The organism is Kitasatospora sp. CMC57 (genome assembly GCF_045866025.2).
GTDB lineage: Bacteria > Actinomycetota > Actinomycetes > Streptomycetales > Streptomycetaceae > Kitasatospora.
In genome coordinates, this window is record NZ_AP035881.2 from 2,099,973 (window position 1) to 2,126,965 (window position 26,993).

The window sequence follows — 26,993 nt, forward strand, 5'->3', positions numbered from 1 at the left end:
GATCGAACGCCCCACGGCGGGAGGTTCAGGGGTTGCCTCCTAGACTCCCGGTATGCATAGCGAACCTGCGGTCGAGGTGACCGGCCTGGTGAAGCGGTACGGGCCGAAGACGGCGGTGGACGGTCTCGACCTGACCATCGCGCGCGGCACCGTGACCGCCGTGCTCGGGCCGAACGGCGCCGGGAAGACCACCACGATCGAGACCTGCGAGGGCTTCCGCCGCCCGGACGTCGGCACGGTCCGGGTGCTCGGCCTCGACCCGGTCGCGGACGCCCGGGCGCTCCGGCCCCGGGTCGGCGTGATGCTCCAGTCCGGCGGCGTCTACCCCGGCGCCCGCGCCGTCGAGATGCTCAGGCACACCGCGAAGCTGCACGCCCACCCGCTCGACGTGGACACCCTGGTCGAGCGGCTCGGCCTCGGCTCCTGCGGCCGGACCGCCTACCGGCGGCTCTCCGGCGGCCAGCAGCAGCGCCTCGCCCTGGCGATGGCCGTGGTCGGCCGCCCCGAGCTGGTCTTCCTGGACGAGCCCACCGCCGGACTCGACCCGCAGGCCCGCCGGGCAACCTGGGAGCTGGTCCGCGACCTGCGCCGGGACGGCGTCACCGTGGTGCTGACCACCCATCACCTGGACGAGGCCGAGCAGCTGGCCGACCGGGTGGCGATCGTGGACGGCGGGAAGGTGATCGCCGAGGGCACCGTCGAGGAGCTCTGCCGGGGCGGCTCGGAGAGCAGCCTGCACTTCGACGGCCCGGCCGGTCTCGACCTCGGCTCGCTGCACAAGGTGCTGCCGGACGGCGCCTCGGCCACCGAGCCGAGCCCCGGCTCGTACCGGGTGGAGGCTCCGCTCGACCCGGCGCTGCTGGCCACCGTGACGGCCTGGTGCGCCTCGGCCGGGGTGCTGCCCGAGCGCCTGACCGTGCGTCGGCGCAGCCTCGAAGACGTCTTCCTCGAACTGACCGGACGGGAGCTGCGATGACCACCACCTACGAGCCGAGGCCCGGCACCGCGCCGGTCGGCCGGATGCTGCTGGCGCAGACCGCGTTCGAGACCAGGATGCTGCTGCGCAACGGGGAGCAGCTGCTGCTCACCGTGGTGATCCCGACCGTGCTGCTGGTGCTGTTCAGCGCCGTGGACGTGGTCGACGTGACCGGGCCCGGCAAACGGGTCGACTTCCTCGCGCCCGGGCTGCTGGCGCTGGCGGTGATGTCCACCGCGTTCACCGGGCAGGCGATCGCCACCGGTTTCGAGCGGCGCTACGGCGTGCTCAAGCGGCTGGGCGCCTCGCCGTTGCCGCGCTGGGCGCTGCTGACCGCGAAGACCGGCTGCGTGCTGGTCACCGAGGTCCTCCAGGTGGCCCTGCTCTCGCTGATCGCCCTCGCGCTGGGTTGGTCGCCGCAGGGCGACCCGCTCGCGGTGGCGGCGCTGCTGGTGCTGGGCACGGCCGCGTTCTCCGGCCTCGGGTTGCTGATGGCGGGCACCCTGCGGGCCGAGGCCACGCTGGCCGCCGCCAACCTGGTCTTCATCCTGCTGCTGCTGGCGGGCGGCGTGGTCGTCCCGCTGGCGAAGTTCCCGGCGGCGGTCCGGCCGGTGCTGGAGCTGCTGCCGATCAGCGCGCTCTCGGACGGCCTGCGGGCCGTCCTGCAGAGCGGCGCCGGGATGCCCTGGGCGGACCTGGGCATCCTCGGCGCCTGGGCAGCGGTCGGTCTCGGGCTGGCAGCCCGGTTCTTCCGCTGGGAGTAGGTACTTAGCGCGAGCGGCGGCGGGTGACCAGGACCAGTGCGCCGCCGATGACCAGCACGCCGGCCCCGGCCGCCGCGATCACGCCGGCGTTGCTGCCGCCGCCGGTCTCGGCCAGCTGCGGCCCGGTGGGCTTCGGCGTGGGCGTCCTGCTCACGGCGGGCGGAGTCGGGGTGGGCGTGACCTTGGGGGGCGGAGTCGGCGAGGGCGATGCCGGGCAGGGCGCGACCGTACCGGTCTTGGTGACCGGACTCTTCGGCTCCTCGTCCGTGGTGACGACGAGCTCCACCGCCACGTCCTTGGTGTGCGCCTTGACCGGGAAGTCCTGGCTGAACGAGGCCCCGAACTGCTTCTTGTCGAGCAGCGTCTCCCCGCCCACCGTGAGGGTGATCCGGTTGGTGAACTGCGGGTTGTAGTCCGCCACCTGGACGCTTACCTTGTCGCAGGCCAGCGTCCACTCCGCGCTGTGCACCGGCACGGCCGCCAGCGCACCGCCGGCCAGCAGCAGCGGGGCCAGCGCCCCCAGCCCCGCCGCGCTCGCGATCAGCCTTCCGGATGTCTGGCGCATCTCGATCTTCCCTCCCGAACGACCCTGTCCGACAAGGCTCTTGACCCTCGTACGGACCTTCGGGCGGACTCTACCGGCGAGTGGCTCGCGACCCGCCCGCCTTGACGAAAAAAACGCACACCCGCCGATCAGGACCGATCGGCGGGTGTGCGTACCGTACTGCCGGAGCGTCAGGCCCTGCGGGCGCCGCGACGGCGGGCGGCCACCGCGATGCCGACGCCGGCGCCGAGCACCAGCACGCCGCCGACGGTCAGCGGCAGCAGGCCGCTCGCGCCGGTGAAGGCCAGACCGCCGCCTCCGCCCGGGGCCGACGGGCTGGGGACGGGCGTGCCGGTCGCCGGAGCGGACGGGCTGCCGCTGCCGCTCGGGGTCGGCGAACCGCTCGGGGTGGGCTTGCCACTGGTGCTCGCGGACGGGCTCCCGGGCCGCGAGGCGCTGGTGCTCGGCGCCGGGGTGGTCGGCGGCGGGGTCACCACCACGGCGGCCGGCAGGCAGCCGGCGAACGGGTAGTGGTGGGTCTCCGCGCCGCCCTTTCCGGTCAGCGACTTGGCGATCACCGAGCCGTTCACCGGGCCGCCGCTGCCCAGGTCGAAGGCGGCGTTCGGGGCCAGCACGCTGCCCGGCCAGGCGTTGCCGCTCTTCTTGACCACCTTGGTGGCGTTCGGGAAGTTCCAGAGCAGCCGGGCCCTGATCCGGCCACCGGCCGCGCTCTGCGACTTGTCGTCGTGCACGTACGCCTTGGTGGCCTCGTCCCAGAGGAAGAAGCCGGTGGTGCCGGCCTGCTCCTGGTCGTAGCCGTCCTCGACCGAGCTGATCACCGTCACGGAGCCGGCCGGCACCTTGAGGTAGAACTCCTTGGTCCCGGTCAGCATGTGCTTCGGGAGGACGAAGCTGTTCAGCGTCGCGTCGGTGCCCGTCAGGGTGAGCTTCGTCCCGTCCAGGGCCATGGTCCCCGCGCCGGGCTTGACCAGCTCGGCGGAGAGCGACCGCAGCGCGGTGAACTCCGCCGCGAAGTCGATCGGTGACGGGCCCTGGACGACCTTGCCCGCGTGCGCCTCGGCCGTTCCGCTGAGCTTGCCGGCGTAGACGCCGTTGCCCTTCATCACCTGGACGTTCCCGGTCAGGTTCCCGCCGACCACCAGGGCGTTGCCGCCCGGGAGCGCGGCCACCTGGTCGGCCGTCAGCTCGTTGCCGACCGAGAAGCCGCCGGTGAAGTCGGCGTTGCCGCCGATCGCGACCGCGCCCTCGGCATCGGGGGTATGGGTGTCGTTCCCCTGGATGAACTCGCCGTAGCGGTCGGCCACCCCGAAGGTGCGGCAGTTCTCGGCAGCCGGGGTCGCCACGGCCGCCGGAGCGGTGAGCGTGCCGAGGGCGAGGGTGCCACCGAGCGCGAGCGCGGCGGCGGGTACGGATATGCGCATGTGCAGGATCTCCGCTGTTGGTGCGGTAGGGCAACTACGGGTCAGGGCGCACTCTGTCGACCCGAGCGGGCACTGGTCAAGACCAGTGCCCGTTCTGCGCACTACGTCCCGCTCCGGACCCCGCACCGGGGCGGGCCTGCGCCGCACTCCCGGAAGGTGTACGGAATTTCGATCCGATTACAAGCTTGGACCAGACCAGCACAGACCGGACATTGGCGCCGAATCAGGTCGTCGGGGTCGACTACGGTCGGCTCAGCAGGGCCCTGTCGTGGCCGTCCCGACGCCTGCACCCAGCCGTGAAGGGCCGGACCGCCATGCCTCCCGAGTTTTCCCCTCCCGCCGAACCGGCACCGGCCTCCGTCGACCAGCGACGGCCGGAGCTCCGGCACACCGGCGAGGTCTCGGCCACCGTCCTGGAGGTCTGACGTGTCCTCGTTCCCGCAGCACATCGAGACCCTCGAGTTGCGCGTCCTGACGCCCCCGCAGCCGCCGGAACCCATCGCGGCGGAGGAGCCCGCTCCCAAGCCCCGGTCCGGCGGCCGGGACCGGTACCTCGACCTGCTGCGCGCCCTGGCGCTGTTCCGAGTGGTGCTCTACCACAACTTCAACTGGGCCTGGCTGCCGCTGGTCTTCCCCTCGATGGGCGTGATGTTCGCGCTGGCCGGCTCGCTGATGGCCCGTTCGCTGAGCCGTCCCGCGATCACCGTGATCCGGGGGCGGCTGCGCCGACTGCTGCCGCCGCTCTGGCTGTTCGGCGTCATCACGATCGGCCTGAGCCTGCTCGACGGCTGGGGTCCGAACGCCGAGGGCCACCCCAACTGGTGGTGGGGCAAGCTGGTCTTCTGGGTGCTGCCGCTGAGCACCCCGCCGTTCGCCGAGGGCTCGCTGCCCGGCTTCGGCGGCATCCTGGAGCACAGCTGGGCCGAGCAGGTCGGGGTGCCGCTCTGGTACCTGCGGGCCTACCTCTGGTACGTGCTGCTCTCGCCGCTGATGCTCAAGGCGCTGCGCCGCTTCCCGGTGGTGACCATCCTCACCCCGCTGGCCATGGCGCTCTGTTCCGGCCTGGTCCCGCAGGACGGCCGGATCTGGGAGACCCTCTCCGACTTCACCACCTTCGGCTCCTGCTGGGTGCTCGGCATGGCCCACCAGGAGGGGCTGCTGCGCAAGCTGCCGCAGTACGTCGCACCGTCGATCGCCCCGCTGATCATGCTGGCCGGCTACTGGTGGATGAGCAGCCGTCCGGTGCTCGACCCCGGCGAGGTCGGCGACCTGGAGAGCGTGCCGATCGCGCAGGCGGTCTGGTCGTTCGGCTTCGTCCTGCTGCTGCTCCACCTCAGCCCGTCCTGGCAGGACTGGCCGGGGCCGCTGCAACGCTGGAACGGGCTGATCAGCCTGCTCAACGCCCGGGCGGTGAGCGTCTACCTTTGGCACACCATGGCCCTCGAACTCTCGGTGCCTATCGTCGACCTGGCCTGGCGCAGCGACTGGGCGGCCGAGAACCTGGGCTGGCTGCTGCGGACCCCCTATCCACAGCTGTTCGTCGCCCTGCCGCTGATCGCCCTGTTCGTGCTGACCTTCGGCTGGATCGAGGACCTGGCCGCCGGGCGCCCACCGCGGCTCTTCCCCTGGCCCCGCCGGAACAGGGGACGTCGCCGCGCCGGGTAGCGCGGCAGTGGAGGGGGGTGCGCATTGATCATCTGTCAGGCGAATTACAGTGATTCCCGTGCATACCCCCTCCTCCCTGCTCGCCGCGCGCTGGCAGCCGACCGCCGCGACCGTCCGGCGGGCCGCGCTCGCCGCCCTGGTGATGAGCGTGGTCATCGTGGTCACCGGCGGCGCCGTCCGGCTGACGGCCTCCGGCCTCGGCTGCTCGACCTGGCCCCGCTGCACCGCCGACAGCCTGACGCCGACGGCCGAGATGGGCCTGCACGGTGTCATCGAGTTCACCAACCGGATGCTCACCTACGTGCTCTGCGCCGCGGTCGCCTGGGTCACCCTGGCGGCCCGCTGCCTCCCCCAGCCTTCGGCCGGGGGGACCCCCTACCCCTGGCGACGCAGCGTCACCCGGCTGGGCTGGGCGCAGTTCTGGCTGGTGATGAGCAACGCCGTGCTCGGCGGCATCACCGTCCTGACCGGCCTCAACCCGTACATCGTCGGCGCGCACCTGATCGCCGCGATGGCCCTGGTCTGGGTCGCGCTGCTGACCTGGGAGCGGACCAAGGAGGGTGACGGCGCACCCCAGCCGCTGGTGGGCCGTCCGGTCCTCCGGCTCGCCAACGTGCTGGTGCTGGTGATCGGCCTGCTGGTGGTGGCCGGGACGCTGGTCACCGGCGCGGGCCACCATCCGGGCGCATCCAGCGCGGACGGCAGGCCGGTGCACCGGATCCCGGTCGACTACGACCGGCTCGCCCAGCTCCACACCGACCTGGCCTTCCTCTCCTTCGGCCTGGCGATCGCGGCGGTCTTCGTGCTCGCGGCGGTCAAGGCCCCGGCGGCCGCCCGGGCCCGCGCCAAGGAGCTACTGGTCGTGCTGCTCGCGCAGGGCCTGATCGGCTTCGTCCAGTACTTCACCGACGCGCCCGAGATCCTGGTCGGCCTGCACATGCTGGGCGCCGCGCTGGTCTGGATCGCCGCCCTGCGCATCCCGCTGTCGCTGCGCAGCCGGTCCGAGCCGGCGGCGCCGGTGGTCCCGGCCCAGGAGCTGCAGAGCGCCTGACGGCACGACAGAAGGCCCTGACCCCCGCCAAGGGGTCAGGGCCTTCGTGCGGTACGGATCAGCCGCCGAGCTGGAGGCCGGCCATCCGCTTCCACTCGTACGGGCCGGTGCGCACCCGGAGCGCCAGCTCGCCCTCGAAGTCGTCGTGCAGCGTGAGCCCGGCCAGCTCGGCCGCGCGGCGGCCGACGGCGTGGGTCGGGGCCACCTGGTCGCCCCAGGAACCGTCGGCGCCGACCAGGACGATCCGGGTGGCCGTGCCACCGACGTACTCGACGACGCCCTCGGCGGTGCCGCCGTGCTGCTTGGCGAAACGCTCGATGTGCTTGGCGATGCGCTTGGCGCGGCGCTCGGCGCGGGCGTCCGGCGCGGTGGTGGTGGTCTCTGCGCTGCTCATGTCCGCATGCTACCGATGAGTAGTCGCACTGGCGACGGCAGCGCCGTGTGGGGCGGCCCACATAGGCTGGAAGCGTGACCTTCGAAGGCTGGCCCGCCGAGGCCCTTGAGTTCTACGAGCAGCTGGAGACCGACAACTCCCGGCTCTTCTGGCAAGCCCACCGGGACCGGTACGAGCAGGACGTCCGGGCCCCGATGGCGGCCCTGCTGGAGGCGCTGGAGCCGGAGTTCGGGCCCGGCAAGATCTTCCGGCCGAACCGGGACGTCCGGTTCAGCGCCGACAAGGCGCCGTACAAGACGCACGTCGGCGGCTACCTGGAGGGCGGCGGCTACATCCAGCTCTCCGCCGACGGACTGGCCTGCGGCAACGGCATGTACCAGCTGGCCACCGACCAGCTGGCCCGCTACCGCGCCGCGGTGGCCGAGGACATCAGCGGCGCCGAGCTGGAGCGGGTGATCGCCGCGGTCGAGGCGGCCGGGCCGGAGGTGCGCGGCCGGGACGCGTTGAAGACCGCCCCGCGCGGCTTCGCCAAGGACCACCCGCGGATCGGACTGCTGCGCAACAAGGGCCTGGTGGCCTGGCAGGAGTGGGAGCCCGCGGCCTGGCTCGGCACTCCGGCGGCGCTGGAGCCGATCATGGGCTTCCTGCGGGCCTCCCAGCCCCTGATGGCCTGGCTGAACGGGCACGTGGGCCCGAGCGAACTGCCCGGACGATGAGAAAGGGGGCCCCGCAGGGCCCCCTTCTTCTCTCCTGGTGGTCCGTCAGGGGATGAACGGATCCACCGCGATGACCACGAAGAGCAGGGTCAGGTAGGTGATCGACCAGTGGAACAGCCGCATCTCCTTGAGCTTGGCCCCGACCAGCCCGGCCTTGGCGCGGGCGTGCAGGCCGTGCGCCTCCTTGAGCCAGAAGGCGCCGAGCAGCACCGCCGAGACCGGGTACAGCCAGCTGGTGTGGGCCAGCGGCCAGAGCGCCAGCGAGACCAGCACCATCACCCAGGAGTACGCCACGATCTGCCGGGCCACCGCCAGGTTGCCCTTGATCACCGGCAGCATCGGGACGCCGGCCCTGGCGTAGTCGTCGCGCACCTTCATGGAGAGCGGCCAATAGTGCGGCGGCGTCCAGAAGAAGATCACCAGGAAGAGCACCAGGGCGGACCAGGAGACCGAGTCGGTCACCGCGGCCCAGCCGACGAAGACCGGCATGCAGCCGGCGATGCCGCCCCAGACGATGTTCTGCGCCGTCCGCCGCTTCAGGCCGAGCGTGTAGACGAAGACGTAGAAGAGCAGTGCGGCCAGCGCGAGCCCGGCGGCCAGCGGGTTGACCAGCAGCCAGAGCCAGACCGTCGAGAGCACCGCCAGCGCGATGCCGAAGACCAGCGCCTCGGGCGGCGAGACCATGCCGGTCACCAGCGGGCGGCGTTCGGTCCTGGACATCACCGCGTCGATGTCGCGGTCGATGTACATGTTGAGGGCGTTGGCGCCACCTGCCGAGAGGTAACCGCCGATCACCACCCAGAGCACCAGCAGCAGGTCGGGGACACCGCGCTGCGCCAGGAACATCACCGGGACGGTGGTGATCAGCAGCAGCTCGATGATCCGAGGCTTGGTCAGCGCGACGAACGCCCCGACACGGGCCCCGATCGGCCGGCGCGCGGGAGTCGTCCCCACCACCCCGGCAGGGCGGGATTCAACGGCGGTCACGGACACCCCAACTCACGATGAATCTTCACAGGCGTCCTCGGGGCCGGAAGGTGCCCGATCCGTCCGCGCTGCGCGTACCACGCCACCTTAGACGCTCCATATACCGCGACCGGCCCCGGGGTCCTCCGGCGAGGCGGAACCGCACACCGCCGGGTGAATCACCGCAAACCGCCCCGTCCCCCGTCTTGGTCCGTGGACGCGCAGCCCGGGCCGTTCCGGGTGAGGGTAGGACGGGGCGCAGATGACACGGTCCTCGGGAATCCGAGACGGAAAGTCCGGGATGTCCCGCCACGCAGGGTGAAGGGCCGCCCGGGCGGTAGGCTCGCACAGAGAAGCGGGATCAACCCTCCGTGACCGGTACCAACGAGACGTCAGGACCACAGCGACGTGGCTGACCCGGTCCCTCACGGGGTCACTCTTCATATATGGAAGGAGCCCTGAGACAGGGTGAGCACCACGCCGAACGTATTCGAGTGGACCGAGCTGGATCAGCGGACGGTCGACACCGCCCGGGTCCTGGCCATGGACGCGGTCCAGAAGGTCGGCAACGGACACCCGGGGACGGCCATGTCGCTGGCCCCCGCGGCGTACCTGATCTTCCAGCGCTTCCTGCGCCACGACCCCACCGACCCGGCCTGGGTCGGCCGGGACCGCTTCGTGCTCTCCCCCGGGCACACCTCTCTGACCCTGTACACCCAGCTCTACCTGTCGGGTTACGGGCTGTCGCTGGACGACCTGAAGAGGTTCCGGGTCGCGGGCAGCCGCACCCCGGGGCACCCGGAGCACGGCCACACCGCCGGGGTCGAGACCACCACGGGCCCGCTGGGCCAGGGCATCGCCAACGCGGTGGGCATGGCGATGGCCGCCCGCTACGAGCGCGGCCTGTTCGACCCGGAGGCGGCCCCCGGTACCTCCCCGTTCGACCACACCATCTGGGCCATCGTCAGCGACGGCGACCTGGAGGAGGGCATCTCGGCCGAGGCGTCCTCGCTGGCGGGCCACCAGAAGCTGGGCAACCTGGTCGCGCTGTACGACGACAACCACATCTCGATCGAGGGCGACACCGACACCGCCTTCTCCGAGGACGTGCTGGCCCGGTACGAGGCGTACGGCTGGCACGTCCAGCGCGTGACGCCGAAGTCGGACGGCGACATCGACGTGCTGGCGCTGTCCAACGCGCTGAACGCCGCCAAGGCCGAGACCACGCGCCCGTCCATCATCGCGATGCGGACGATCATCGCCTGGCCCGCCCCGGACGCGCAGAACACCGCCAAGGCGCACGGCTCGGCCCTCGGCGACGCCGAGATCGCGGCCACCAAGAAGGTGCTGGGCTTCGACCCGCAGAAGACCTTCGAGGTCACCGACTCGGTGATCAACCACGCCCGCGAGGTCGTGCAGCGCGGCAAGGCCGCCCGGCACGAGTGGGAGAAGGGCTTCCACGCCTGGCGCGAGGCCAACCCGGAGCGGGCGGCCGAGTTCGACCGGATCAGCGCCGGTGAGCTGCCCGACGGCTGGGAGAAGGCCGTCCCGGTCTTCCCGGCCGGCAAGGAGGTCGCCACCCGCAAGGCGTCCGGCGACACGCTCAAGGCGCTCGGCGCGGTGATTCCGGAGCTGTGGGGCGGCTCGGCCGACCTGGCGGAGTCCAACCTCACCACGATCGACGAGGGCAGCTCCTTCCTGCCCGAGGGCAACCCGCTGAAGTCGGCCAACCCGTACGGGCGGACCATCCACTTCGGCATCCGCGAGCACGCCATGGGCTCGACCATGAACGGCATCGCGCTGCACGGGAAGACCCGCGTGTTCGGCGGCACCTTCCTGGTCTTCGCCGACTACATGCGCCCGGCGGTCCGGCTGGCCGCGCTGATGAAGATCCCGGTCACCTACGTGTGGACGCACGACTCGATCGGTCTCGGCGAGGACGGCCCGACCCACCAGCCGGTCGAGCACCTGGCCTCGCTGCGCGCCATCCCGGGCCTGGCCATGGTCCGCCCGGCCGACGCCAACGAGACCGCGGTCGCCTGGCACACCATCCTGGAGCGGCAGACCAGCCACCCCGGTCCGGTCGGCCTGGCCCTGACCCGGCAGAACGTGCCCACCTGGGACCGCGAGGTCTTCGGCTCCGCCGAGGGCACCGCCAAGGGCGGCTACGTGCTGGCCGAGGCGTCCGACTCGGCGCCGAAGGTGATCCTGATCGGCACCGGCTCCGAGGTGCAGCTCGCGGTCGCCGCCCGCGAGGAGCTGGAGGCCGACGGCATCCCGACCCGCGTGGTATCGATGCCGTCGATCGAATGGTTCAACGAGCAGGACCAGGCGTACCGGGACAGCGTGCTGCCCCCGAACGTCCGGGCCCGGGTCTCGGTGGAGGCCGGTATCGCGCAGGGCTGGCGGGAGCTGGTCGGCGACGCCGGTCGGATCGTCAGCCTGGAGCACTTCGGTGCGTCCGCCGACTACAAGGTGCTCTTCCGCGAGTTCGGTCTGACCGCCGACGCGGTTGCCAACGCCGCCCGCGCCTCGCTGCGCACCGTCGAGGCCATCTCGCGCTAGTCGCGCCCCGGGGGTCGGGTGCCACGGGCGCCCGACCCCGCCTGACTGCCCAACAGACAAAAAGAGGATGTAGCACCATGACTGACGCACTGAAGCGCCTCAGCGACGAGGGCGTGGCGATCTGGCTGGACGACCTGAGCCGCGACCGGCTGAACTCCGGGAACCTGGCCGAGCTGGTGCAGAGCAAGCACGTGGTCGGTGTCACCACCAACCCGACCATCTTCCAGAAGGCCATCGGCGGCGGCAGCGCCGCGTACGACGGCCAGCTGCGTGACCTGGCGGTCCGCAAGGTCACCACCGACGAGGCGATCCGCATGATCACCACCTCGGACGTGCGGGACGCGGCCGACGTGCTGCGCCCGGTCTACGACGCCAGCAACGGCCGCGACGGCCGGGTGTCGATCGAGGTCGACCCGCGCCTGGCGCACGGGACGGCGCCCACGGTCGCCGAGGCCAAGCAGCTGTGGTGGCTGGTGGACCGCCCGAACGTGTTCATCAAGATCCCCGCCACCAAGGCCGGCCTGCCCGCCATCGCCGAGGTGCTCGGCAAGGGGATCAGCGTCAACGTCACGCTGATCTTCTCGCTGGAGCGCTACCGCGCGGTGATGGACGCCTACCTGACCGGTCTCGAGACGGCCAAGGCGGCCGGCCTGGACCTGTCCCAGATCGAGTCGGTCGCCTCGTTCTTCGTGTCCCGCGTGGACACCGAGATCGACAAGCGCCTCGACAAGATCGGCGGCGACGCCAAGGAGCTCCGCTCCAAGGCCGCGCTGGCCAACGCCCGGCTGGCGTACCAGGCGTACGAGGAGGTGTTCGGCGGCGAGCGCTGGAAGGCGCTGGAGGCCGCCGGCGCCAAGCCGCAGCGTCCGCTGTGGGCCTCCACCGGCGTCAAGGACCCGAACCTCCCGGACACCCTGTACGTCACCGAGCTGGTCGCCCCCGGCACCGTGAACACGATGCCCGAGGCCACCCTGGACGCCACCGGCGACCACGGCGTGGTCACCGGCGACACCATCACCCCCAACTACGCCGACGCGCAGGCCGTGATGGACGCCATCGCGGCGGCCGGCGTGGACTACGACGACGTGGTCCAGGTGCTGGAGGACGAGGGCGTGGAGAAGTTCGAGCAGTCCTGGATCGAGCTGCTCGACACCGTCACCGCCTCGCTGGCCTCCTTCGGCGACGAGAACTGACACCTGCTCACAAGCACGTCCACGGAAGCGGAGCCCAACGAGTGAGCAACGAATATCCCGAGGTCGAGCAGGGAGACCCCCCGCTCGCCCCCGTGAATCCGCTACGTGACCCCGCAGACCGACGGCTCCCGCGCATCGCGGGGCCGTCGGGCCTGGTCATCTTCGGGGTCACCGGCGACCTGTCCCGCAAGAAGCTGATGCCCGCCATCTACGACCTGGCGAACCGGGGCCTGCTGCCGCCGGGCTTCTCGCTGATCGGCTTCGCCCGCCGCGAGTGGGAGGACGAGGACTTCGCCAAGGAGGTCCACGACGCGGTCAAGCAGCACGCCCGCACCCCCTTCCGGGAGGAGGTCTGGCAGCAGCTGGCCAAGGGCATGCGCTTCGTCCAGGGCACCTTCGACGACGACGAGGCCTTCGACACCCTGCGCAAGACCATCGAGGAACTCGACCAGGCCCAGGGGACCGGCGGCAACTTCGCCTTCTACCTCTCGGTGCCGCCGAAGTTCTTCCCCAACGTCGTGCAGCAGCTCAAGAAGCACGGCCTGGCCGACCCGCCGAAGGGCTCGTGGCGGCGCGCGGTGATCGAGAAGCCGTTCGGTCACAACCTGGAGAGCGCCCAGGAGTTGAACCGGATCGTGCACGAGGTCTTCCCCCGTGACGAGGTCTTCCGGATCGACCACTACCTCGGCAAGGAGACCGTCCAGAACATCCTGGCGCTCCGCTTCGCCAACACCATGTTCGAGCCGATCTGGAACCGGTCCTACGTGGACCACGTGCAGATCACCATGGCCGAGGACATCGGGATCGGCGGCCGGGCCGGGTACTACGACGGCATCGGGTCCGCCCGCGACGTGATCCAGAACCACCTGCTCCAGCTGATGGCGCTGACCGCCATCGAGGAGCCCGCGTCGTTCCACCCCAAGGCACTGGTGGCCGAGAAGCTCAAGGTGCTCAGCGCCGTCCAGCTCCCCGACGACCTGGGCAAGCACACCGTGCGCGGCCAGTACGCGGCCGGCTGGCAGGGCGGCGAGGAGGTGGTCGGCTACCTCGACGAGGACGGCATCGACCCCAACTCGAAGACCGACACCTACGCGGCCATCAAGCTGGAGATCAACAACCGCCGCTGGGCGGGCGTCCCGTTCTACCTGCGCACCGGCAAGCGGCTCGGCCGCCGGGTCACCGAGATCGCGGTGGTCTTCCAGCGCGCCCCGTACCTGCCGTTCGACTCCTACGCCACCGAGGAGCTGGGGCAGAACGCCCTGGTGATCCGGGTGCAGCCGGACGAGGGCGTCACGGTGCGGTTCGGCTCCAAGGTGCCTGGCACCTCCTTCGAGGTCCGGGACGTCACGATGGACTTCGCCTACGGCGAGTCCTTCACCGAGTCCAGCCCCGAGGCGTACGAGCGGCTCATCCTCGACGTGCTGCTCGGCGACGCCAACCTGTTCCCCCGGCACCAGGAGGTCGAGCTGTCCTGGGACATCCTCGACCCGATCGAGCAGTACTGGGACACCCACGGCAAGCCCGCCCAGTACCCCTCCGGCACCTGGGGACCGACCGAGGCGGACGAGATGCTGGCACGAGACGGCAGGAGCTGGCGGCGCCCATGAAGATCGACCTGACCGACACCACGTCCAGCAAGATCAACGCGGCGTTGATGGACGCCCGCCGGGCCGGCGGTTCGACCGCCGCCGGCATGGTGCTCACCCTGGTGATCGTGACCGACGAGGGCAGCGCGTACGACGCCCTCAAGGCCGCCAACGACGCCTCCCGCGAGCACCCCTCGCGCACCCTGGCCGTGATCAAGCGGGCCGGGCGCTCGCCCCGGGCCCGGGCCGAGACCCGGCTCGACGCCGAGATCCTGGCCGGCTCCGACGCGGGCTCGGGCGAGACCGTCATCCTCCGGATGCACGGTGAACTCGTCGCCCACGCCCAGTCGGTGGTGCTGCCGCTGCTGCTGCCCGACGCCCCCGTGGTGGTCTGGTGGCCGGAGAACGCCCCGCAGCACCCGGCGCAGGACCCGCTCGGCGCGATCGCCCAGCGCCGGATCACCGACGCGGTCACCGCCGAGTCCCCGGTCGGCCAGCTCGCCCAGCGGGCGGCAAGCTACACCCCCGGCGACACCGACCTCGCCTGGACCAGGATCACCGGCTGGCGCTCGATGCTGGCCGCCGCCCTGGACCAGCGCCCGGTCGAGATCACCTCGGCCGTGGTCGAGGGCGAGTCGTACAACCCGAGCGTCGAGCTGCTCGGCCTCTGGCTGACGAACCGTCTGCACATCCCGGTCGAACGGGTCGTCACCGGCGGCCCCGGCATCACCTCGGTCACCCTGCGGACCAAGAGCGGCGACATCGTCCTGGACCGCCCGGACGGGCTGATGGGCACCCTGTCGATGCCCGGTGCGCCGGACCGTCAGGTCGCCCTCAAGCGCCGGGAGACCGCGGAGCTGATCGCCGAGGAGCTGCGCAGGCTCGACCCGGACGACATCTACGCGGCCGCCGTACGGACCCCGGTGGACCGGCTCAAGCAGCCGTCCGCCGAGGCGGCTTCGAGCGCTCCGGTGCTGGAGGCGGCCGTTTCCGCACCGGCCCGGGTGACGGCGAAGGTGCCGGCCGCCACGGCGCAGCAGCCCGCTCCGGCGAAGAAGGCTGTGGCCAAGAAGGCGGTGGCGAAGAAGGCTCCGGCCAAGCGCGCCACCAAGAAGGCCGGCTCGTGACGGCCGTCCCGCAGCTCGTCGTCCACCGGGACAAGGAGCTGATGGCGCAGGCCGCGGCGGCCCGGCTGATCACCCGGATCGTGGACGCCCAGGCCGCCCGCGGCACCGCCTCGGTGGTGCTGACGGGTGGTCGGAACGGCAACGCCCTGCTCGCCGCGATCGCCGCCTCCCCGGCGCGCGACGCGGTGGACTGGGCGCGGCTGGACCTCTGGTGGGGCGACGAGCGCTTCGTCCCCGCCGACGACCCGGAGCGCAACGCGGTCCAGGCCAGGGCCGAACTGCTCGACGCGGTCCGGCTCGACCCGGCCCGGGTGCACGAGATGCCCGCCTCCGACGGGGTGGACGGCTCGGACGTGGAAGCCGCCGCGGCCCGCTACGCCAGGGAGCTGGCCAAGGCCGCCGAGCGCGGCAGGATGCCCGCCTTCGACGTGCTGCTGCTCGGCGTCGGCCCGGACACCCACGTCGCCTCGCTCTTCCCCGGCCACCCCGGTGTCCGGGAGACCGAGTTGACCGTGGTCGGCGTCCGGGGCGCACCCAAGCCCCCGCCCACCCGGGTCTCGCTCACCCTCCCGGCCATCCGGGCGGCCCGCGAGGTCTGGCTGCTGGCGGCGGGCGCGGACAAGGCCGACGCGGTGGCCCTCGCCCTCACCGGTCCCGGCGAGATCCAGGCCCCCGCCTCCGGCGCGTACGGCACCGCCCGTACGCTCTGGCTGCTCGACCGCACTGCGGCGGCCAAGATCCCGCCGCAGCTCTACCCGCCCGCCTCCCCCTGAGGCAGCGTCACGAAGGGCCCGGTTCCGCAGTGCGGAGCCGGGCCCTTCCTGGCGTGCTGACCGTTCGTCAGATCTCGCCGCGCAGCTTGGCCAGGGCCTCCGCCAGGATCGCCTCGCCGTCGGCGTCGGTGCGCCGCTCGCGGACGTACGCGAGGTGGGTCTTGTAGGGCTCGTTGCGGGACGGGGCCGGGGGGTTGTGCTCGTCCTGGCCGGCCGGGAAGCCGCAGCGGGGGCAGTCCCAGGTGTCGGGGATGACCGCTTCGGCGGCGAAACTCGGCTTGGTCTCGTGCTTGTTGGCACACCAGAAGGAGATCCGGTTTCGGGGGGCGGACTCGCCGCGCTCCGCCTCACCCATCGGCCCGGCGCCGACTCTGCTGCCACGGATGGCGTTGCCACTTGCCACGGTCTGACTCCCTGCGTGCTGGTGCGATGCGATCTCGGCCGCTGCCCGGAGAGGGCCGTTCACCCGTGCCCGGTGTACGACGGCAGGACGGCAGCCGATATCCACTGCCGCCCGGCCGAGCCGGCGGACGGTGGCGAAGTCGTCCTAGTGTAAGCAGAGGTTAAGGATCTGTCCGCACCGCCTACGACGCTTCACCGTTCCGAGCATAAGCGGCGGAACGACGGAGCGTCAGACGTGTGCGGAAGCTCGACCCGTGGACCGGCGGCTCAGCTCTTGTACTTGAGCACCAGACCGAGCACCACGATGCACGCGAACCAGCCGAGCGCGACGATGATCGTGATGCGGTCGAGGTTGCGCTCGGCCACGGCCGAGCCGCCACCGGTGGACATCGCGCCGCCACCGAACATGTCGGAGAGACCGCCGCCCTTCCCCTTGTGCAGCAGCACCAGGAGGATCATCAGCAGGCTGAAGACGATCAGGGCAATCGTGAACCCGAGAACCACAGCGGGACCAATCTCTCGTATCTTCGGCGAAGGGGCCGGGCCGCTCGACGCGGTCCCGGCCCCAAAGCGTACGTTGCCAGGGTGGCGTTAGCCTACTGCCTGCTCACGGTAGCGCACGATCTTGACGAACTCGTCGGCGTCCAGCGAGGCACCACCGATCAGCGCACCGTCCACGTCGGGCTTGGCCATCAGGCCGGCCGCGCTCGAGGACTTGACCGACCCGCCGTACAGGACACGGACCTTGTCGGCCAGCTCGGCCGAGTACAGCTCGCCGAGGCGGACCCGGATCGCGGCGCAGACCTCCTGCGCGTCCTCCGGGGTGGCCACCTCGCCGGTGCCGATCGCCCAGACCGGCTCGTACGCGACGACGATGCTCTCGGCCTGCTCGGCCGGGACGCCGTCCAGCGCGCCGTCGAGCTGGGCCAGGGTGTGCTCGACGTGGGTGCCCGCCTTGCGGACCTCCAGCGGCTCGCCGACGCACAGGATCGGGGTGATCCCGTTGCGGTAGGCGGCCTTCACCTTGGCGTTGACGATCTCCTCGTTCTCGCCGTGGTACTGGCGGCGCTCCGAGTGGCCGATCGCCACGAAGGTGCACTTCAGCTTGGCGAGCATGGGGCCCGAGATCTCGCCGGTGTAGGCACCGGAGTCCTGCGCCGAGAGGTCCTGAGCGCCGTACTTGATCTTCAGCTTGTCGCCGTCCACCAGGGTCTGCACGGAGCGCAGGTCGGTGAAGGGGACCAGGACGGCGACCTCGACGGCCTCGTAGTCCTTGTCGGCCAGCGCGAACGCCAGCTTCTGGGTGTGCTGGATGGCCTCGAGGTGGTTGAGGTTCATCTTCCAGTTGCCCGCCATCAGCGGGAGACGCTCGGTCATGTGCTCAGCCTTCCAGGGCGGCGAGACCGGGAAGGGTCTTGCCCTCCAGGTACTCGAGGCTCGCGCCACCGCCGGTCGAGATGTGCCCGAACTTCGTCTCGTCGAAGCCCAGGATGCGGACGGCCGCGGCGGAGTCGCCGCCACCGACCACGGTGAACGCGTCGCTCTCCAGCAGCGCCTGCGCGACGGCCTTGGTGCCCTCGGCGAAGGTCGGGTGCTCGAAGACGCCGACCGGACCGTTCCAGAACACGGTCTTCGCGTCGGCCAGCTTCTCGGCAAACAGCTCGCGGGTCTTCGGGCCGATGTCCAGGCCCTCCTTGTCCGCGGGGATCTTGTCCGCGTCGACGACCTCGAAGTCCTCGACCGGCTTGTGCGTCTTGGTGTCCGGGAAGCTCGCGGAGATCGCGACGTCCACCGGGATGACGAACTCGACGCCGTTGGCCTTGCCCCGCTCCAGGTACTCCAGGACGACCGGGATCTGGTCCTTCTGCAGCAGCGAGATGCCGACCTCGTGGCCCAGGGCCGCGAGGAAGGTGTACGCCATGCCGCCGCCGATCAGGATGCGGTCGGCCTTGCCGAGCAGGTTGTCGATCACGCCGACCTTGTCGGAGACCTTGGAGCCGCCGAGCACCACCACGTACGGGCGCTCCACCTCCTCGGTCAGGCGCTTGAGCACGCCGACCTCGGTGGCGATCAGGTCGCCGACCGCGTGCGGCAGCCGGGCCGGGAGGTCGTAGACCGAGGCGTGCTTGCGGTGCACCGCGCCGAAGCCGTCGCCGACGTAGAGGTCGGCCAGCCCGGCCAGCTGGTCGGCGAAGGCGCCGCGCTCGGCGTCGTCCTTGGCCGTCTCGCCGGTGTTGAAGCGCAGGTTCTCCAGCAGCGTGACCTCGCCGTTCGCCAGGGCGGCGACGGTGGCCTTCGCACTCTCGCCCACGGTGTCGGTCGCGAAGGACACGGACCGGCCGAGGATCTCGCCGAGGCGGGCCGCGACGGGGGCGAGCGAGTACTGCGGGTCGGGCTCGCCCTTGGGGCGACCCAGGTGCGAGGCGACGATCACCTTGGCGCCGGCCGCAGCCAGCTTGGCGATGGTCGGGGCGACGGCGCGGATCCGGCCGTCGTCGGTGATCCGGCCGTCCGAGAGCGGCACGTTCAGGTCGGCGCGGACGAACACCCGCTGGCCGTTGACCTGGAGGTCTTCGATGGTCTTCACGGTCTTCGAATCTCCTGGGGAGAAAGTGTGGCGGAGGCACGGCGGCGGGCCACCGGTGAAGCGAGAGGGAACGCAGAGCGAGGGCCCGAACGGTGGTCGTCCGGGCCCTCCCTCACATCACGTCAGCTTCCGCTGGGTTCAGAGCTGGCCACCGACGAGGGTGGTCAGGTTCACCAGGCGGTTGGAGTAGCCCCACTCGTTGTCGTACCAGCCGAAGATCTTGACCTGGTTGCCCTGAACCATGGTCATCAGCGAGTCGAAGATCGTGGAGAACGGCGAGTTCACGATGTCGGAGGAGACGATCGGGTCCTCGGTGTACTGCAGGATGCCCTTGAGGGAGCCCTCGGACGCCTTCTGGAAGGCGGCGTTGACCTCCTCGACGGTGACCTCGCGCTCGAGGGTGACGACCAGGTCGGTGATCGAACCGGTCGGGACCGGGACGCGCAGCGAGGTGCCGTCCAGCTTGCCCTTGAGCTCCGGCAGGACCAGCGCGGTGGCCTTGGCGGCACCGGTCGAGGTCGGGATGATGTTGATGGACGCGGCGCGGGCGCGACGCAGGTCCTTGTGCGGGAAGTCCAGGGTGACCTGGTCGTTGGTGAACGCGTGCACCGTGGTCATCAGGCCCTTGACGATGCCGAAGTTCTCCTGGAGAACCTTGGCCATCGGCGCCACGCAGTTGGTGGTGCAGGAGGCGTTGGAGATGACGGTGTGGTTCGCCGCGTCGTACTTCTCGTCGTTGACGCCCATCACGATGGTGACGTCTTCGTCGGTCGCGGGGGCCGAGATGATGACCTTCTTGGCACCGGCGGTGACGTGCTTCTTCGCAGCGTCGGCCTTGGTGAAGATGCCGGTGGACTCGATCACGATGTCCACGCCCAGCTCGCCCCAGGGCAGGTTGGCGGGGTCGCGCTCGGCGATCACCTTGAAGGTGTGGCCGTCGACGGTGATGCTGTCGGCGGTGTGGCTGACCTCGCCCTGGAGGGTGCCCAGGATGGAGTCGTACTTGAGCAGGTGCGCAAGGGTCTTGGTGTCGGTGAGGTCGTTGACACCGACGATCTCGATGTCCGCGCCCTGGGACTTAACCGCACGGAAGAAGTTGCGGCCAATGCGGCCGAATCCGTTGATGCCTACCCGGATCGTCACGAACCGATCTCCTCGTTAGGTGCGCCGGACTGTGCCGACGGGGTGGAAATGGGATGTCCCCGACCACCCATGACCCTACCTCTCCGGAGGTGGCCTGGGCACATCGCCTCACCGTCACCGGCCCGGCCCGGCGCCTCGAACATCTGCGACCGGGGCTCCGTCCCTGCGCCGCAGGGGAGTTGGTACCGCAGGACGGACGGGCTACCGGAGGGTAGGTCGGGCGGTTCGAACGCGGAACGGCCGGTGCCCGCGATGCGGACACCGGCCGTTCACTTGCTGAGACGGCGTCAGCTCATCGCCATCTCGTCGGTCAGGTTGGCCTCGGTGCTCGGCAGACCGAGCTCGGAGGCGCGCTTGTCGGCCATCGCCAGCAGGCGCCTGATCCGGCCGGCCACCGCGTCCTTGGTGAGCGGCGGGTCGGCCAGCGCGCCCAGCTCCTCCAGCGAGGCCTGCTTGTGCTGCATCCGGAGCTGGCCGGCCGCCGCCAGGTGCTCCGGCACCTCCTCGCCGAGGATCTCCAGCGCCCGCTGCACCCGGGCCCCGGCCGCGACCGCCGCGCGGGCCGAGCGGCGCAGGTTCGCGTCGTCGAAGTTGGCCAGCCGGTTGGCGGTGGCCCGCACCTCGCGCCGCATCCGGCGCTCCTCCCAGGCCAGCACCGACTCGTGCGCGCCGAGCCGGGTGAGCAGCGCGCCGATCGCGTCACCGTCCCTGATCACCACCCGGTCCACCCCGCGGACCTCGCGGGCCTTGGCCGGGATGCCAAGCCTGCGCGCCGCGCCGACCAGGGCCAGCGCCGCCTCCGAGCCCGGACAGGTGATCTCCAGGGAGGAGGACCGCCCCGGCTCGGTGAGCGAGCCGTGCGCCAGGAAGGCCCCGCGCCAGGCGGCCTCCGCGTCACAGGTCGCGCCCGAGACCACGGCCGGGGGCAGGCCCCTGATCGGCCGCCCGCGCCCGTCCACCAGCCCGGTCTGCCGGGCCAGCAGCTCGCCGTCCTTCACCACCCGCACCACGTACCGGCTGCCGCGCCGCAGCCCGCCGGGGGCCATCACCACCAGGTCCGAGGAGTGTCCGAAGATCTCCAGCAGGTCCTTGCGCAGCCGCCTGGCCGCAATGCCGGTGTCCAGCTCCGCCTCGATCACGATCCGGCCGCTCACAATGTGCAGCCCGCCCGCGAATCGGAGGATCGCCGAGACCTCTGCCTTGCGGCAGCAGGCCCGGGTGACGGGGAGCCGGCTGATCTCGTCCTTCACCGCTGCCGTCATCGCCATGGGCCGATCCTTCCATGTGTCCGGAAAATCCGGTCGTACGCAGCCGCCAGAAGCTCCCGGTCGTGTCGCGGCGTCCCGTCCGCGGCGGCGACCCGGTCGAGCACCAGTGCGGCGCCCATCCGTTCGGCGGCCTTCTCCAGGCCGGCCAGGTCCGCCTGGCCGAAGGCGCCGCCGGTCACGGCGCGCTCGTCCACCAGGATCGCATCCACCGCCAGCTCCGGAGCGTGGTCGGCGACCACCTCCAGGTGGCGCTGCGGGGTGAAGCCCTCGGTCTCGCCCGGCTGGGGGGCCAGGTTGAGGGTGAGCAGCCGCCGGGCCCTGGTCCGCACCAGGGCGTCGGCCAGCTCGGGGACCAGCAGGTGAGGCAGCACGCTGGTGAACCAGGAGCCCGGGCCGAGCACCACCCAGTCCGCCTCCAGGACGGCCTCGACGGCCTCCGGGACGGCCGGCGGCTGCTCGGGCAGCAGCCGGATGGACTGCACCGTGCCGGGTGTGACGGCCACGTTGGCCTGGCCTCGTACGGAGCTCAGGTCGCCCGGCAGCAGCGGGTCGTGGCCCCGGACCACGGCCTCGATGTCCAGCGGGACGGCCGACATCGGCAGCACCCGGCCGTGCACGTTGAGCAGCCGGCCGACCCAGTTGAGCGCCTCCACCGGGTCGCCGAGCTTCTCCCAGAGCGCCACGATCAGCAGGTTGCCGACCGCGTGGCCGCCGAGCTCGCCGTCCCCGGTGAAGCGCAGCTGGAGCACCTCGGACCACGTCCGGCCCCAGTCGTCGTCCCCGCACAGGGCGGCCAGCGCCTTGCGCAGGTCACCGGGCGGCAGGACGCCCAACTCGCTGCGGAGCCGGCCGCTGGAGCCGCCGTCGTCGGCGACGGTGACCACGGCGGTCAGCTCGGTGGTCAGCCGGCGCAGCGCGGAGAGCGAGGCGGACAGCCCCTGGCCGCCGCCGAGCGCGGCCACACTGATGGGTTTGGGGCGCGGTGCGCCTCTGGTCCGGCCGCTGGCGTTCTGGGCCCGGTCGGCGGTCTTGTGCTGCCGCGATGGCGAGTATGCCGTCACACCGACCCCACGTTCTGCTCATCGGCGCCGCCCTGTGCCGGCGGCGCTCCTCGTCTCTGTAGAGCGACCGCCGAGGCGCCGCCGTCACTCCCCCGGCGTCACTCCCTGCCCATGTCGCGGTGGACCAGCACCGTCTCGACACCGTCCGCGATCAGACGCTTCGTCAGCCGCTCGGACATGGCCACGCTGCGGTGCTTGCCACCGGTGCAGCCTACGGCAAGTGTCATGTACCGCTTGCCCTCCCTGCGGTAGCCCTCCGTGACGATCCTGAGCAGCTCGGTGTAGCCGTCCAGGAACTCGTTCGCCCCCGGCTGCTCGAAGACGTAACCGGCCACGTCGGGGTCGGTGCCGGTGCGGGCGCGCAGCTCGGGGACCCAGTGCGGGTTCGGCAGGAACCGGCAGTCCACCACCAGGTCGGCGTCGACCGGCAGGCCGTACTTGAAGCCGAAGGACATCACGGTGGCGCGCAGCTCGGGCTCGTCGTGGTCGGCGAACGCGGCGTCCAGCTTGGCCCGGAGCTGATGGACGTTCAGGTCGGAGGTGTCGATCACCAGGTCGGCCTCGCCGCGCAGCTCGCGGAGCAGGTCGCGCTCGCGCTCGATGCCGTCCACGATCCGGCCGTCGGCCTGCAGCGGGTGCGGGCGGCGGACCGACTCGAAGCGGCGCACCAGGGCGTCGTCCGAGGACTCCAGGAAGACCACCCGGAGCCGGACCCCGCGCTTCTCCAGCTCGTCCAGCGAGGTCAGCAGGTCGTCGAAGAACTTCCGGCCCCGGACGTCGACCACGACGCCGATCCGGGGCACCGCGCCCTGCGAGCGGGCGCCGAGGTCGACCATGGTCGGGATCAGGGCGGGCGGCAGGTTGTCCACCACGAACCAGCCCAGGTCCTCCAGGCACTTGGCCGCGGTGCTGCGGCCGGCTCCGGACATGCCGGAGATGATCACCAGTTCCGGGGCACTCTCTCCCACGTCGGCCACTGTCACTTCAGATCCCCGTTCTCGGTGATTCCGCCGGAGCGCGGGACGGGCTGCGTCGACCGTCACGGCGTCTCCTCACTACTGTCCTCAATGATCTCGCCGGTCGCGGTGTTCACCGCGGGAGCGACCGGTGTACGGGCAGCCAACGCCGCGACAACAGTCTCCGCCGTGCGCAGGCCGATCCCCGGCACCTCGCAGATCTCCGCCACCGTGGCCGCCCGCAGCTTCTTCAGCGAACCGAAGTGCTTGAGCAACGCCTGGCGGCGAGTCTCGCCGAGGCCGGGGACCGAGTCCAGCTCCCCCGCCGTGAGCCGTTTGGCGCGCTTGGAGCGCTGGTACGTGATGGCGAAGCGGTGCGCCTCGTCGCGCACCCGCTGGAGCAGGTAGAGGCCCTCGCTGGAGCGCGGCAGCACCACCGGGTCGCTCGCGCCGGGCAGCCAGACCTCCTCAAGTCGCTTGGCAAGACCGCAGAGTGCGACGTCGTCGATGCCGAGCTCGTCCAGCGCGCGGCGGGCGGCGGCGACCTGCGGCTGGCCGCCGTCCACCACCAGCAGCTGCGGCGGGTAGGCGAACCGCTTCGGGCGGCCGGTCTCGTCGGAGACGAGCGAGTCGGGCACAGTCTCCCGGGGGCCCTCCTCCTCGGGCACCGCCCACTCGCCGGTCTGCTCGCGCTCCTGGAGGTAGCGGCGGAACCGGCGGGTGATCACCTCGTGCATGGACCGGACGTCGTCCTGCCCCTCGAACCCCTTGATCTGGAAGCGGCGGTACTCGCTCTTCCGTGCCAGCCCGTCCTCGAACACCACCATCGAGGCGACCACGTCCTCGCCCTGGAGGTGCGAGATGTCGAAGCACTCGATCCGCAGCGGCACCGAGTCCAGCTCCAGCGCGTCGGCGATCTCCTGGAGCGCCCGGCTGCGGGTGGTCAGGTCGGAGGCGCGCTTGGTCTTGTGCAGCACCAGGGACTGCTGGGCGTTCCGCTGGACCGTGGTCATCAGGTCCTTCTTGTCGCCGCGCTGCGGTACCCGGAGGTCCACCTGGGCGCCGCGCAGCCCGGTCAGCCACTCCTGCACCGGGACCAGCGGCTCGGGCAGCGCGGGCACCAGCACCTCGCGCGGGACGCTCTCGGAACCGCCGCCGTACAGCTGCTGGAGCGCGTGCTCGACCAGCCCGGCGGTGTCCACGTCCTCGACCTTGTCGGTGACCCAGCCGCGCTGGCCGCGCACCCGGCCGCCGCGTACGTGGAAGATCTGCACGGCCGCCTCCAACTCGTCCTCGGCGAGGGCGAACAGGTCGGCGTCGGTGCCGTCGGCGAGCACCACCGCGTTCTTCTCCATAGCGCGCCGGAGCGCCCCGAGGTCGTCGCGCAGCCGGGCGGCCTTCTCGTACTCCATGCCGGCGGCGGCCTGCTGCATCTCCTGCTCGATCCTGCGCAGGTGGTTGCCCGTCCGCCCGGCCATGAAGTCGCAGAACTCCTCGGCCAGTTCAACGTGCTCGGCCTGCGAGATCTTGCCCACGCAGGGCGCGGCGCACTTGCCGATGTACCCGAGCAGGCAGGGCCGGCCGATCTGCCTGGCCCGCTTGAACACCCCGTTGGAGCACGTCCGGACCGGGAACACCCGGAGCATCAGGTCGACCGTCTCGCGGATCGCCCAGGCGTGCCCGTACGGACCGAAGTAGCGCACGCCCTTCTTGTGCGCCCCGCGCATCACCTGGACCCTGGGGTACTCCTCGTTGAGGGTGACCGCAAGCTCGGGATAGCTCTTGTCGTCCCGGTACTTGACGTTGAACCGCGGGTCGAACTCCTTGATCCAGGAGTACTCCAGCTGTAGCGCCTCGACCTCGGTGGCCACCACCGTCCACTCCACGGCGGCGGCCGTGGTCACCATGCTCGCCGTCCGCGGGTGCAGGTTGGCCACGTCCTGGAAGTACGAGGAGAGCCGGGGCCGCAGGCTCTTGGCCTTACCCACGTAGATGACCCGCCCGTGCGCGTCACGGAACTTGTACACACCGGGCGAGGTCGGGATGGCCCCGGGTGCGGGCCGGTAGGTGGATGGGTCTGCCATGCCCCTACCGTACCGATCCGCCCTGACACCCGGGGCCGCCGTGTCAGTTACGCCCCGATGGCGGCCAGCACCTCCCCGGCGGCGCGGGCGCCCTCCGTCGCGCCGCCCTCCATGTAGCCCTGGAAGTCGTAGGAGGTGTGCTCGCCGGCGAAGTGCAGGCGGCCCTGGGCGGTGCCCTCGTAGCCGGCGCAGCTGGTCAGGTAGCCGACCGGCCAGCAGGAGTAGGCGCCGAGGGTGTTCGGGTTGAGGTGCCAGGCGGAGAGGGCGGCCCTGCCGGTCCAGGCGGCCTTGGTGCCGGGCCAGAGGCGGTCGATCTGGGTGAGGTAGGTGGTGGCCAGGTTGCGGGTGTAGCTGTTGGTGGCGTCGGTGAACGGGGCACCGGGAGCGAGGGACCTGGCGGGGGTGCCGCCGTGGTACTGGATCAGCAGGCCGTTGGTGCCGGGCTGACCCTTCGTCACCTCCCAGGCCTGCTGGAACGGCTGGTCGCTGAAGCACTCGCCGCCGGAGACGCCGGGCCAGGGTCCGGTACCGGTCCACGGGCGGCTGCTGAACTGCATGTTGAGCTTGGTGCAGAAGCCCATCGTCATGTCGGTGAGCACCTTGCGCATCATCGGGTCGAGACCGGCGCCGGTCAGGTCCACCCGCTGCTGGAGCACCGGGAGCGGCAGCGCCAGGATGGTGTGGTCGGCGGTGACGGTCCTGGTGCCGCCGCCGTCCAGCCGGAAGGTGAGGGTCTGGCTGCCGTCGGCGTTGCGGACCACCGCCGCCAGGGTGTGACCGGACTGGACGGTGCCGGCCGGCAGCGCGGCGGCGATCGCGCGCGGGACCTGGTCGTTGCCGCCGGTGACGTGATAGCGCTCGTCGCTGCCGCCCCAGATGTTGAAGCTCCCCGGGTTGGCCTGCCAGGAGAGCATCAGCAGCAGCGCGTACGCGGACTGGGCGGTGGTGTCGGCGCCGTACTCGACCGCGTAGGCGACGTCGAGCAGCGCGCCGAGCCGGCTGGATGTGCCGCCGGGGACCCGGGTGTTGATCCACTCCCGGACCGACATCCGGTCCAGGGTGACGGCGGCCTGGTTGTGGTCGTTCCAGGTCGGTCCGGAGCCGCCGGCCTGGATGTCGCTCTTGATGGTCTGCCAGATCTGCTTGAAGTCGGCGTCGGCGGTGGCGCGCGGGTAGTAGCCGCCCTGGAACTGCAGGGTCTGCTCGCCGTCGGAGAAGTGCCGGATCGAGGTGGTGGCGAGGCCGAAGCGCTGACAGAGCTGGAGCATGGTGTGGTGACCGGTGTCGATCAACTCGGCGCCGTACTCCGAGACCTGGCCCTGGGCCCAGTCGGCCTTGGAGTACATCCGGCCGCCGACCCTGGCAGTGTCGGCCTCGTAGACGGTGGCAGCGACTCCCTTGTCGGCCAGGGTGAGGGCGGCGTTCAGGCCGGAGATCCCGGCGCCGATGATCGCGATCCGGGGCGTAGGTCCGGTGAACTTCTGGCTCACGGCGGCGGCCCTGGCCTTCGGGGCGGCGGCCGTCCCGGCCAGGCCGACCCCGAGGCCGAGGGCGGCGGCCCGGGCCAGCAGGGCGCGACGGGAGGGGCCGTCGGGCTCGGCGCGGGCGGCGTCGCGGAGGCCGGTGTACTCGTCGACCGGGAGCCGGAGCCGTTCGGCGGCGGCCTGGTCGGCGAGGGCGGAGCGGAGCAGGCGGGTGTACGGGGAGCGGGACATGTGGGGGTTCCCTTC

Annotated in this window: 24 protein-coding genes; 10 read left to right on the forward strand and 14 right to left on the reverse strand. The window is 71.4% G+C overall.

The features are described 5' to 3' along the window. Positions 1–52 precede the first annotated feature (52 nt). Together ACKUU6_RS09390 and ACKUU6_RS09395 are read left to right on the forward strand one after the other, a co-directional pair. Positions 53–976, forward strand: coding sequence for an ABC transporter ATP-binding protein (locus ACKUU6_RS09390; RefSeq protein WP_407988030.1), 924 nt, complete (start codon positions 53–55; stop codon positions 974–976). Beyond that, a complete protein-coding gene (locus ACKUU6_RS09395) occupies positions 973–1,740 on the forward strand; it encodes an ABC transporter permease (RefSeq protein WP_407988031.1) in 768 nt (255 codons plus the stop codon). Before ACKUU6_RS09390 ends, ACKUU6_RS09395 begins: the two co-directional genes overlap by 4 nt. Before the next feature lie 4 nt (positions 1,741–1,744). On the opposite strand, the gene ACKUU6_RS09400 is transcribed toward ACKUU6_RS09395, so the two are convergent. Together ACKUU6_RS09400 and ACKUU6_RS09405 are read right to left on the reverse strand one after the other, a co-directional pair. Further along, positions 1,745–2,305 (reverse strand): LAETG motif-containing sortase-dependent surface protein, encoded by a 561-nt coding sequence (locus ACKUU6_RS09400; RefSeq protein ID WP_407988032.1) that lies wholly within the window; start codon positions 2,303–2,305, stop codon positions 1,745–1,747. 170 nt (positions 2,306–2,475) lie between these two features. Beyond that, complete coding sequence (locus tag ACKUU6_RS09405) at positions 2,476–3,726, reverse strand: choice-of-anchor A family protein (protein WP_407988033.1); 1,251 nt, start codon at positions 3,724–3,726, stop codon at positions 2,476–2,478. Between the two features lie 426 nt (positions 3,727–4,152). On the opposite strand from ACKUU6_RS09405, the gene ACKUU6_RS09410 reads away from it, so the two are divergent. Then, entirely contained in the window at positions 4,153–5,391 is a 1,239-nt protein-coding gene (locus ACKUU6_RS09410) for an acyltransferase family protein (protein ID WP_407988034.1), read from the forward strand. A gap of 58 nt (positions 5,392–5,449) precedes the next feature. Further along, complete coding sequence (locus tag ACKUU6_RS09415; RefSeq protein ID WP_407988035.1) at positions 5,450–6,442, forward strand: COX15/CtaA family protein; 993 nt, start codon at positions 5,450–5,452, stop codon at positions 6,440–6,442. Between the two features lie 58 nt (positions 6,443–6,500). On the opposite strand, the gene ACKUU6_RS09420 is transcribed toward ACKUU6_RS09415, so the two are convergent. Further along, entirely contained in the window at positions 6,501–6,836 is a 336-nt protein-coding gene (locus ACKUU6_RS09420) for a hypothetical protein (RefSeq protein WP_407988036.1), read from the reverse strand. Positions 6,837–6,910: 74 nt separating this feature from the next. Here ACKUU6_RS09420 and ACKUU6_RS09425 point away from each other — a divergent pair, with 74 nt between their 5' ends. After that, complete coding sequence (locus tag ACKUU6_RS09425) at positions 6,911–7,552, forward strand: DUF2461 domain-containing protein (protein ID WP_407988037.1); 642 nt, start codon at positions 6,911–6,913, stop codon at positions 7,550–7,552. Between the two features lie 45 nt (positions 7,553–7,597). On the opposite strand, the gene ACKUU6_RS09430 is transcribed toward ACKUU6_RS09425, so the two are convergent. Further along, a complete protein-coding gene (locus ACKUU6_RS09430) occupies positions 7,598–8,539 on the reverse strand; it encodes a heme o synthase (protein WP_407988038.1) in 942 nt (313 codons plus the stop codon). A 447-nt stretch (positions 8,540–8,986) separates the two neighbouring features. Between ACKUU6_RS09430 and tkt the strand changes: the two genes are divergently transcribed. The 5 genes from tkt to pgl all read left to right on the forward strand — a co-directional run bounded on the left by tkt (position 8,987) and on the right by pgl (position 15,762). After that, the gene (gene tkt / locus ACKUU6_RS09435; RefSeq protein ID WP_407988039.1) at positions 8,987–11,083 is read left to right on the forward strand and encodes a transketolase; all 2,097 of its coding nucleotides are present in this window, start codon (positions 8,987–8,989) and stop codon (positions 11,081–11,083) included. A gap of 77 nt (positions 11,084–11,160) precedes the next feature. Beyond that, complete coding sequence (tal, locus tag ACKUU6_RS09440) at positions 11,161–12,276, forward strand: transaldolase (protein ID WP_407988041.1); 1,116 nt, start codon at positions 11,161–11,163, stop codon at positions 12,274–12,276. Between the two features lie 92 nt (positions 12,277–12,368). After that, positions 12,369–13,883 carry a glucose-6-phosphate dehydrogenase gene (zwf, locus tag ACKUU6_RS09445; protein WP_407992076.1) on the forward strand — a complete coding sequence of 505 codons (1,515 nt, stop codon included), beginning with the start codon at positions 12,369–12,371 and terminating at the stop codon, positions 13,881–13,883. Next, positions 13,880–14,989, forward strand: a complete 1,110-nt coding sequence (opcA, locus tag ACKUU6_RS09450) for a glucose-6-phosphate dehydrogenase assembly protein OpcA (protein WP_407988042.1) — start codon at positions 13,880–13,882, stop codon at positions 14,987–14,989. The genes zwf and opcA overlap by 4 nt, the downstream gene beginning before the upstream one ends. Continuing rightward, complete coding sequence (gene pgl / locus ACKUU6_RS09455) at positions 14,986–15,762, forward strand: 6-phosphogluconolactonase (RefSeq protein WP_407988043.1); 777 nt, start codon at positions 14,986–14,988, stop codon at positions 15,760–15,762. The genes opcA and pgl overlap by 4 nt, the downstream gene beginning before the upstream one ends. Before the next feature lie 67 nt (positions 15,763–15,829). Here the strand turns inward: pgl and ACKUU6_RS09460 are convergent, their stop codons facing one another. The 10 genes from ACKUU6_RS09460 to ACKUU6_RS09505 form a co-directional block, all read right to left on the reverse strand. After that, positions 15,830–16,165, reverse strand: a complete 336-nt coding sequence (locus tag ACKUU6_RS09460; RefSeq protein ID WP_082598926.1) for an RNA polymerase-binding protein RbpA — start codon at positions 16,163–16,165, stop codon at positions 15,830–15,832. Between the two features lie 266 nt (positions 16,166–16,431). Then, positions 16,432–16,668, reverse strand: coding sequence for a preprotein translocase subunit SecG (gene secG / locus ACKUU6_RS09465; RefSeq protein ID WP_184913349.1), 237 nt, complete (start codon positions 16,666–16,668; stop codon positions 16,432–16,434). A gap of 87 nt (positions 16,669–16,755) precedes the next feature. After that, on the reverse strand, positions 16,756–17,541 hold the full coding sequence (gene tpiA / locus ACKUU6_RS09470) for a triose-phosphate isomerase (RefSeq protein ID WP_407988044.1): 786 nt from the start codon (positions 17,539–17,541) through the stop codon (positions 16,756–16,758). Between the two features lie 4 nt (positions 17,542–17,545). Continuing rightward, positions 17,546–18,751: a phosphoglycerate kinase gene (locus tag ACKUU6_RS09475; RefSeq protein ID WP_407988045.1), complete on the reverse strand. Its 1,206-nt coding sequence runs from the start codon at positions 18,749–18,751 to the stop codon at positions 17,546–17,548. A gap of 138 nt (positions 18,752–18,889) precedes the next feature. After that, positions 18,890–19,894: a type I glyceraldehyde-3-phosphate dehydrogenase gene (gene gap / locus ACKUU6_RS09480; protein ID WP_057240355.1), complete on the reverse strand. Its 1,005-nt coding sequence runs from the start codon at positions 19,892–19,894 to the stop codon at positions 18,890–18,892. Positions 19,895–20,181: 287 nt separating this feature from the next. After that, the gene (gene whiA / locus ACKUU6_RS09485) at positions 20,182–21,162 is read right to left on the reverse strand and encodes a DNA-binding protein WhiA (protein ID WP_057240357.1); all 981 of its coding nucleotides are present in this window, start codon (positions 21,160–21,162) and stop codon (positions 20,182–20,184) included. Continuing rightward, positions 21,153–22,130, reverse strand: coding sequence for a gluconeogenesis factor YvcK family protein (locus tag ACKUU6_RS09490; protein WP_407992077.1), 978 nt, complete (start codon positions 22,128–22,130; stop codon positions 21,153–21,155). Before ACKUU6_RS09490 ends, whiA begins: the two co-directional genes overlap by 10 nt. A gap of 191 nt (positions 22,131–22,321) precedes the next feature. After that, a complete protein-coding gene (rapZ, locus tag ACKUU6_RS09495) occupies positions 22,322–23,206 on the reverse strand; it encodes an RNase adapter RapZ (RefSeq protein ID WP_407988046.1) in 885 nt (294 codons plus the stop codon). Between the two features lie 56 nt (positions 23,207–23,262). Beyond that, complete coding sequence (gene uvrC / locus ACKUU6_RS09500) at positions 23,263–25,263, reverse strand: excinuclease ABC subunit UvrC (RefSeq protein WP_407988047.1); 2,001 nt, start codon at positions 25,261–25,263, stop codon at positions 23,263–23,265. A 47-nt stretch (positions 25,264–25,310) separates the two neighbouring features. Continuing rightward, positions 25,311–26,978 (reverse strand): flavin monoamine oxidase family protein, encoded by a 1,668-nt coding sequence (locus tag ACKUU6_RS09505; protein WP_407988048.1) that lies wholly within the window; start codon positions 26,976–26,978, stop codon positions 25,311–25,313. Between the last annotated feature and the right edge of the window lie 15 nt (positions 26,979–26,993).

Bases quoted from the DNA above. Each gene is read 5' to 3' on its own strand.
- ACKUU6_RS09390 (WP_407988030.1), top strand. From the start codon at position 53: ATGCATAGCGAACCTGCGGTCGAGGTGACCGGCCTGGTGAAGCGGTAC.
- ACKUU6_RS09395 (WP_407988031.1), top strand. From the start codon at position 973: ATGACCACCACCTACGAGCCGAGGCCCGGCACCGCGCCGGTCGGCCGG.
- ACKUU6_RS09400 (WP_407988032.1), bottom strand. From the start codon at position 2,305: ATGCGCCAGACATCCGGAAGGCTGATCGCGAGCGCGGCGGGGCTGGGG.
- ACKUU6_RS09405 (WP_407988033.1), bottom strand. From the start codon at position 3,726: ATGCGCATATCCGTACCCGCCGCCGCGCTCGCGCTCGGTGGCACCCTC.
- ACKUU6_RS09420 (WP_407988036.1), bottom strand. From the start codon at position 6,836: ATGAGCAGCGCAGAGACCACCACCACCGCGCCGGACGCCCGCGCCGAG.
- tal (WP_407988041.1), top strand. From the start codon at position 11,161: ATGACTGACGCACTGAAGCGCCTCAGCGACGAGGGCGTGGCGATCTGG.
- opcA (WP_407988042.1), top strand. From the start codon at position 13,880: ATGAAGATCGACCTGACCGACACCACGTCCAGCAAGATCAACGCGGCG.
- tpiA (WP_407988044.1), bottom strand. From the start codon at position 17,541: ATGACCGAGCGTCTCCCGCTGATGGCGGGCAACTGGAAGATGAACCTC.
- whiA (WP_057240357.1), bottom strand. From the start codon at position 21,162: ATGGCGATGACGGCAGCGGTGAAGGACGAGATCAGCCGGCTCCCCGTC.
- uvrC (WP_407988047.1), bottom strand. From the start codon at position 25,263: ATGGCAGACCCATCCACCTACCGGCCCGCACCCGGGGCCATCCCGACC.
- ACKUU6_RS09505 (WP_407988048.1), bottom strand. From the start codon at position 26,978: ATGTCCCGCTCCCCGTACACCCGCCTGCTCCGCTCCGCCCTCGCCGAC.